Source organism: Mesorhizobium sp. M7A.F.Ca.CA.002.09.1.1 (assembly GCF_003998555.1).
GTDB lineage: Bacteria > Pseudomonadota > Alphaproteobacteria > Rhizobiales > Rhizobiaceae > Mesorhizobium > Mesorhizobium ciceri.
Genome location: NZ_RZRR01000252.1, coordinates 1 through 6,414, shown reverse-complemented (window position 1 = coordinate 6,414; position 6,414 = coordinate 1). Strand labels below are relative to the sequence as shown.

Genomic DNA, 6,414 nt, shown 5'->3' with positions numbered 1-6,414 from the left:
CCTCCCGATCTCGTCCGCTCGCTGGCCGCGCTGATCCCCGGCGCGCGCTTCGAAATCATCCGCGACGCTGGACACATTCCTTGCGTCGAACAGCCTGAAGCGCTCACCGCCCTGATCCGCGGCTTTATCGCGTCGCTTGCCCCTGGAGCAGAAACCCATGGATGAAGTCCCCGGCAACGCAACCAGATATCGCACCGGCCTCGCGGTGCGGCGCTCGGTGCTTGGTGACCGCCATGTCGACCGCGCCGAGGTCGCCGCCACCGATTTCGACCAGCCTTTCCAGGAGTTGATCACCGAGGCCGCCTGGGGAACCGTGTGGGCGCGGCCGGGCTTGACCAGGCGTGAGCGTTCGATCGTCACGCTGGCGCTGCTGGCCGCACTCGGCCATGATGAGGAGGTTGCTATGCATGTGCGCGCCACCGTCAACACCGGTGCCTCGCGCGACGATATCTGCGAGGCGTTCCTGCATGTCGCCATCTATGCCGGCGTGCCGGCCGCCAACCGTGCCTTCAGAATTGCCAAGGACGTGTTTTCGGAAATGGACGGAAGCCAGAATGACCGCTGAGTCCGGCTCGAACCGAAGGCCCGAGACCGGCGCCTTCTTCCAGCGCGACCGGACCTGGCATCCACCTGTTCTGACACCGAATTACAAGACCTCCGTGCTGCGCTCGCCGCAGAAGGCGCCGCTGCCGTTCGACAACACGCTGTCGGAGATTGCAGGCCCGGTCTTCGGTCACGCCATGCTCGGCAAACTCGACGCCGACCTGATCCACAATTTCGCCAGGCCCGGCGAGAGCGCGCTCGGCGAGCGCATCATCGTCCATGGCCGGGTGCTCGATGAACGCGGCGTTGGCGTACCCGGCGCGCTGCTCGAATTCTGGCAGGCCAATGCCGGCGGCCGCTACCGCCACAAGAAGGACGGCTATCTGGCGCCGCTCGACCCGAACTTTGGCGGCTGCGGGCGCGCCATAACAGGCGAGGATGGCGGCTACGCCTTTCGCACTGTCAAGCCCGGCCCCTATCCCTGGCCGAACGGGCCGAACGACTGGCGGCCCTCGCACATCCATTTCTCGGTCTTCGGCCACGGCTTTGCGCAGCGGCTGATCACGCAGATGTATTTCGAGGGTGATCCGCTGATCTGGCACTGCCCGATCGTGCGCGGCATCCCCGACAAGGCCGCCGTCGAAACGCTGATCGCCACGCTCGACATGCAGGCGACGATCCCCTTCGACGCGCGCGCCTACAAGTTCGACATCGTGCTGCGCGGGCGCCGCGCGTCGCTGTTCGAAAACAGGCTGGAGGGCAATTGATGGCCCAGTCGCTCGACCGGCTCAGGGAAAGCCCCTCGCAGACCGCCGGACCTTATGTTCATATCGGGCTGACGCCCAATTTCTGCGGCATCGGCGGCGTCTATGCGACCGACCTTGGTGCGACCATGGTCAACGACAAGACCAAGGGGGAGCGCATCGGCCTGCGCATCCGGGTGCTCGACGGTACCGGCACGCCGCTCAAGGATGCGCTGATCGAGATCTGGCAGGCAGATGCGGATGGGCTCTACAATTCGCCGGCTGAACTGCGCGGCGCGGCCGATCCGAACTTTTTCGGCTGGGGCCGTTGCCCGACCGACATGGACACCGGTCTGTGCACGTTCGAGACGATCAAGCCGGGCCGCGTGCCGTTCAGGGACGGAAGCCTGATGGCCCCGCACATCACCCTCTGGATCGTCGCGCGCGGCATCAATCTCGGCCTGCACACACGGCTGTATTTTTCCGATGAGGAAAAGGCCAATGCCGGGGATGCGATCCTGGCGCGCATCGAGCACCGCGTCCGCGTGCCGACGCTGATCGCCGAGCGCAACGGCGATATTTATGTTTTCGACATCCATCTCCAGCGGGAGAAGGAAACGGTCTTCTTCGACAGCTGATGGTCAGGAGGAGCAGGATATGACCGTATCGCCCTTCGACCATCCACTGCTCTCCGCTCTTCTCGGCGACGAGGAGGCGAACCGGCATTTTTCCATCGAGGCGGAAATCGAGGCGATGCTTGCCTTCGAGCGGGCGCTGGCGCAAGCGGAAGCTGAAAACGGGATTATCACCAAGGATGATGCCGCCGCGATCGTGGCCGCACTTGCCACATTCCGGCCCGACACCGCCTTGCTGCGGGCTGCCGTCGCCAAAGACGGCGTCATTGTGCCGGAACTGGTACGCCAGATCAGGGCGGCGGTCGGCGAACCGCATGGCGACAAAGTGCATCTCGGCGCAACCAGCCACGATGTCATCGATACCGGCCTGGTGTTTCGGCTGAAGTCCATCGTCGAGCATCTCGGCCTGCTCCTGACCGAGACCATTATACGGCTCGTCTCGCTCGAAGAGCGGTTTGGCGGCAGGGCGCTGACGGGAATGACGCGCATGCAGCCAGCCATTCCGATCAAAGCGGCCGACCGCGTCAGGACGTGGCGGGCGCCACTGCAACGGCATCAGGAAAGATTGTCGGAACAGTCGAGGCGTCTGCTGGTGGTGCAGTTCGGCGGTGCCGCCGGCACGCTGGAAAAGCTAGGCGACAAAGGTCCGGCGGTGCGCGCAGCACTGGCCGCAAAGCTCGGCCTTGGCGACGCCCCGCATTGGCAGAACCAGCGTGACGCACTCGCCGATTTCGCCGGCCTGATGTCGCTGCTATCAGGCAGCCTCGGCAAATTCGGCCAGGACATCGCGCTGATGGCGCAAGGTGGAACCGAGATCGAGCTTTCCGGCGGCGGCGGCTCTTCGGCCATGCCGCACAAGCAGAACCCGGTGAAGGCCGAAGCGCTGGTGGCGCTTGCCCGCTTCAACGCCACGCAGCTTGCGGGCATGCATCACGCGCTCGTGCATGAGCAGGAGCGCTCGGGCGCTGCCTGGACGCTGGAATGGCTATTGCTGCCGCAAATGGTCATCGCGACGGCCGCGTCGCTCCGCCTTGCCGCTGAGCTGGCCGCACAGGTCGAAAGTCTCGGCCACTGATGCGCACGCAAATCGTCATCGTCGGGTCCGGACCGTCCGGCCTGCTGCTTGGGCAGCTTCTGGCCGGCATCGGCGTCGAGACGGTCATTCTGGAACGCGCGAGCCGCGAGCACGTGCTTGGCCGAGTGCGGGCAGGGGTGCTCGAACAGGGCACCGTCGAATTGCTGGAACAGGCCGGCGCGGCGGCAAGGCTGCACGCGGAAGGACTGCCGCATTCCGGCATCTCGCTCGCCTTCGACGGACGCCTGCACCGCATCGACCTCGAGGCACTGACCGGCGGCAGGCATGTCACCGTCTATGGCCAGACCGAGGTGACGCACGATTTGATGGACAAGCGCGATGCGGACGGACTGACCACGATCTACGAGGCGGCAAATGTCGCGTTGCACGATTTCGACGGCGCCGCACCTTTCGCGACCTATGACAAGGACGGGGTCACGCATCGCATCGATTGCGACTTCATTGCCGGCTGTGACGGCTATCACGGCGTCAGCCGCAAATCGGTGCCCGAGCGTGCGCTGAAAATCTTCGAGCGGCAGTATCCGTTCGGCTGGCTCGGCGTGCTGGCCGAAGTGCCGCCGGCCGATCACGAACTGGTCTACGCCAATCATGAAAGGGGTTTTGCCCTGTGCTCGATGCGCTCGACGCACCGCAGCCGCTATTATGTGCAGTGTCCGCAGGACGATCGCGTCGAAGCCTGGCCGGACGAGCGCTTCTGGGACGAGCTGCGCCGCCGCTTGCCCGAGCAGACGGCGGCAAGCGTCGTCACCGGCCCATCCTTCGAGAAATCGATCGCGCCGCTGCGCTCCTTCGTTGCCGAGCCGATGCGCTTCGGCCGGCTGTTCCTGGTCGGCGACGCCGCCCACATCGTGCCGCCGACCGGCGCCAAGGGTCTGAACCTCGCTGCCAGCGACGTGCGCTATCTCTTCTCGGGTTTGTGCGACTTCTATCGCGACAAATCCGCGGCTGGCATCGACTGCTATTCGCAAAAGGCGCTGGCGCGGGTCTGGAAGGCGGTTCGCTTTTCCTGGTGGATGACGACGATGCTGCATTGTTTTCCCGACACCGCCGAGTTCGGCCAGCGCATCCAGGAGGCCGAGCTCGACTATCTCGTGCAGTCGCGTGCCGCATCGACCGCGCTCGCGGAAAACTATGTCGGCCTGCCCTATTGAGGGCTGCGGATCATCCGGCGCCTTGCTGCCTGGCAAAATCCAAAAGCATCGGGCGCTGCCCCTTGAGGATTTTCACCTCGGCCTCGGGCAAGGTGAACCAGCCCGCTCTGTCGACCTCCGGGAACTCCTTCAGGGATCCCGACCTTGGCGGCCATTCCATGGTGAAAATGTTGCTCTTGATGGCGGCCACGTCGATGTCGATGGTCGCCTCGACAGACCAGGCCGAGACGATCTTGCCGCCGGGTTGTTTGTAGTCGCCGAGCCGCGCGAAGGGACCATCAACCTTGACGCCGAGCTCTTCCTCGGTCTCGCGTTGCGCTGCCGTCAACTCATCCTCGTCCTCGCCGACGAGACCCTTCGGCATCGACCAGGCGCCATCGTCCTTCTTCGCCCAGAACGGCCCGCCCGGGTGAACCAGCAACGCCCTGAGATCGCCATCGCTGCGGCGATAGATCAGCAATCCCGCACTGCGTTTTGCCATTTTTGTACGTCCATTTGCGAAGCCGGCAGCCTGCTGATGGTCCTTGAATCGTTGATGCGAACCTTGCACTAGGGGATTGCGACGCTATGTCAGGCGCGTCTGCATTGCACCTCGGTCGCGAGTCCGGCAATCTGATACCATCGCTTATTTGGCGGCTCGAAGGCTAGGTGACGATGCAACTCGGTCTTATTGGCTACTATAGCGACTTCGTGGTGTATCCGCTGGTGATCGCCGTGCTGGCAGTGGCCGGGCTGCTCGAGGCTGGCGAAGAGAGTGCGCCAGGCTGGATCGGCACTGTCCTCGCCTGTCTCGGCCTCTGGACGCTGATCGAGTATGTGCTGCACAGGTTCGCTCTTCACCATATTCCTTACGTCAAGGACCTGCACGACCGTCACCATGTCGAGGAACGCAGTTCTGTGGGCACGCCAACCTGGCTCAGTCTCGGCGTGCATGCGCTGGTCGCGTTTGTGCCCGTTTGGGTGGTCTCAGATTTCGCCACCGCGAGCGCGGTGAGCTGCGGGTTGATGCTGGGATATCTGTGGTACATCAGCATCCACCACATGATCCATCACTGGCACCCGGCGCATCCGAGCTATCTCTATACGCTCAAGCGCCGTCATGCGGTGCATCACCACATCGACGAAACGGCCAATTTCGGTGTGACTTCGGCATTCTGGGATCGCGTTTTCGGCACGGCGCAGCTCTGAAGTCCTCAGTCCTCGCCGTTCAGCGCCTCTTTCCGCGACCGCCGGAAGTCTTGGCTCCGCGAGGCCCGCTCTGGACCGGCGTGTTGTTCTGGTTCTCGTCGGACAGTTTTCGCCAGCGGGCAAGGCGCTCCGGGTCGAGCGTCCCCGCCTTCAAGGCAGTCTGAACCGCGCAACCCGGCTCGTGCACATGCGTGCAGTCGCGGAACTTGCAGAGCGGTGCAAGCTCGGTGATTTCGGCAAACAGCGTGTCGATGCCGTAGCCGACATCGCTGACCTGCAGCGTCCGCATGCCCGGCGTGTCGATCACCCAGCCACCGCCGGCGATGGAATGCAGCGATCGCGACGTGGTGGTGTGGCGTCCCTTGGAATCGTGCTCGCGGATGCCCCCGGTCTGTTGCGGCGATTGCTGCGCCGATCCGGCCAGCGTGTTGACCAGCGTCGATTTGCCGACGCCGGAGGAGCCGATCAGCGCCACCGTCTGGCCGACACCGCACCAGGCAGCCAGGACGGTTGCCGCATCCGATGTGCGGGGGTTCAGCATCACCACCGGCAATCCACGCTGCAACGCCGCAGCTTGCTTCTGGTAGGTCTCGGCGTCTTCAGCGGTATCGGCCTTGGTCAGCAGGATCACCGGCGTCGTTCCGGCCTCGTTGGCCAGCGCCAGATAGCGCTCGAGCCGGGCGGGATTGAAGTCGGCATTGCACGAGGTGACGATGAACAGCGTATCGACATTGGCCGCGGCAAGCTGCGGCACCCTGCCGCCGCCCTGGGTGCGGCGTTCCAGCACCGTCTTGCGGGTCAGGCGGCGCTTCACAAGGTGTTCATGCCCATCGACCAGCACCCAGTCTCCGACGGCATAGTCACCGGTGTTTGCCTGCGCCGCCAGCGTCAGATCGACCGGCCCTGCCTGGGACAGGCCGGTCAGGCGATCGCGGTGGACGGTGGCGATCCGCGTCGGGACAAGATTGGCTTCGCCGGGCTCGGGCTGGTCGCCGAAAAATTCGGTCCAGCCCAGGCTGGCGAGCGATGGCGTGGAGTGATCCGTCACGGCTTTGACC

The 6,414-nt window shown here is 64.4% G+C and carries 8 protein-coding genes and 1 pseudogene; 7 read left to right on the top strand and 2 right to left on the bottom strand.

Annotated features, from left to right (window positions below; translation table 11 throughout):
• The 6 genes and pseudogenes from EN994_RS36060 to pobA all read left to right on the top strand — a co-directional run.
• Positions 1 to 165 (top strand): annotated as a pseudogene (locus tag EN994_RS36060) (alpha/beta hydrolase); the annotation flags it as partial.
• The gene (pcaC, locus tag EN994_RS13490) at positions 158 to 565 is read left to right on the top strand and encodes a 4-carboxymuconolactone decarboxylase (protein WP_013532963.1); all 408 of its coding nucleotides are present in this window, start codon (positions 158 to 160) and stop codon (positions 563 to 565) included. The pseudogene EN994_RS36060 and the gene pcaC, both read left to right, overlap by 8 nt.
• A complete protein-coding gene (gene pcaH, locus EN994_RS13485; protein WP_013532962.1) occupies positions 555 to 1,310 on the top strand; it encodes a protocatechuate 3,4-dioxygenase subunit beta in 756 nt (251 codons plus the stop codon). Before pcaC ends, pcaH begins: the two co-directional genes overlap by 11 nt.
• Entirely contained in the window at positions 1,310 to 1,924 is a 615-nt protein-coding gene (gene pcaG, locus EN994_RS13480) for a protocatechuate 3,4-dioxygenase subunit alpha (RefSeq protein ID WP_063167582.1), read from the top strand. The genes pcaH and pcaG overlap by 1 nt, the downstream gene beginning before the upstream one ends.
• Positions 1,925 to 1,943: 19 nt before the next feature.
• Positions 1,944 to 2,996: a 3-carboxy-cis,cis-muconate cycloisomerase gene (locus EN994_RS13475; protein WP_063167583.1), complete on the top strand. Its 1,053-nt coding sequence runs from the start codon at positions 1,944 to 1,946 to the stop codon at positions 2,994 to 2,996.
• A complete protein-coding gene (gene pobA / locus EN994_RS13470) occupies positions 2,996 to 4,168 on the top strand; it encodes a 4-hydroxybenzoate 3-monooxygenase (protein WP_063167584.1) in 1,173 nt (390 codons plus the stop codon). The genes EN994_RS13475 and pobA overlap by 1 nt, the downstream gene beginning before the upstream one ends.
• Before the next feature lie 10 nt (positions 4,169 to 4,178).
• Here pobA and EN994_RS13465 read toward each other — a convergent pair whose 3' ends face one another.
• A complete protein-coding gene (locus EN994_RS13465; RefSeq protein WP_127307581.1) occupies positions 4,179 to 4,649 on the bottom strand; it encodes an NUDIX domain-containing protein in 471 nt (156 codons plus the stop codon).
• A 173-nt stretch (positions 4,650 to 4,822) separates the two neighbouring features.
• Here EN994_RS13465 and EN994_RS13460 point away from each other — a divergent pair, with 173 nt between their 5' ends.
• Complete coding sequence (locus EN994_RS13460; RefSeq protein WP_027163878.1) at positions 4,823 to 5,356, top strand: sterol desaturase family protein; 534 nt, start codon at positions 4,823 to 4,825, stop codon at positions 5,354 to 5,356.
• A 19-nt stretch (positions 5,357 to 5,375) separates the two neighbouring features.
• Here EN994_RS13460 and rsgA read toward each other — a convergent pair.
• Positions 5,376 to 6,414, bottom strand: a 1,039-nt coding sequence (gene rsgA / locus EN994_RS13455; protein ID WP_245466018.1) for a ribosome small subunit-dependent GTPase A, incomplete at its 5' end; no start/stop codon positions are given.

Excerpts from the sequence above, each read along its gene's own strand:
- pobA (WP_063167584.1), top strand. The coding sequence starts at position 2,996 with ATGCGCACGCAAATCGTCATCGTCGGGTCCGGACCGTCCGGCCTGCTG.
- pcaH (WP_013532962.1), top strand. The coding sequence starts at position 555 with ATGACCGCTGAGTCCGGCTCGAACCGAAGGCCCGAGACCGGCGCCTTC.
- EN994_RS13465 (WP_127307581.1), bottom strand. The coding sequence starts at position 4,649 with ATGGCAAAACGCAGTGCGGGATTGCTGATCTATCGCCGCAGCGATGGC.
- EN994_RS13475 (WP_063167583.1), top strand. The coding sequence starts at position 1,944 with ATGACCGTATCGCCCTTCGACCATCCACTGCTCTCCGCTCTTCTCGGC.
- pcaG (WP_063167582.1), top strand. The coding sequence starts at position 1,310 with ATGGCCCAGTCGCTCGACCGGCTCAGGGAAAGCCCCTCGCAGACCGCC.
- EN994_RS13460 (WP_027163878.1), top strand. The coding sequence starts at position 4,823 with ATGCAACTCGGTCTTATTGGCTACTATAGCGACTTCGTGGTGTATCCG.
- pcaC (WP_013532963.1), top strand. The coding sequence starts at position 158 with ATGGATGAAGTCCCCGGCAACGCAACCAGATATCGCACCGGCCTCGCG.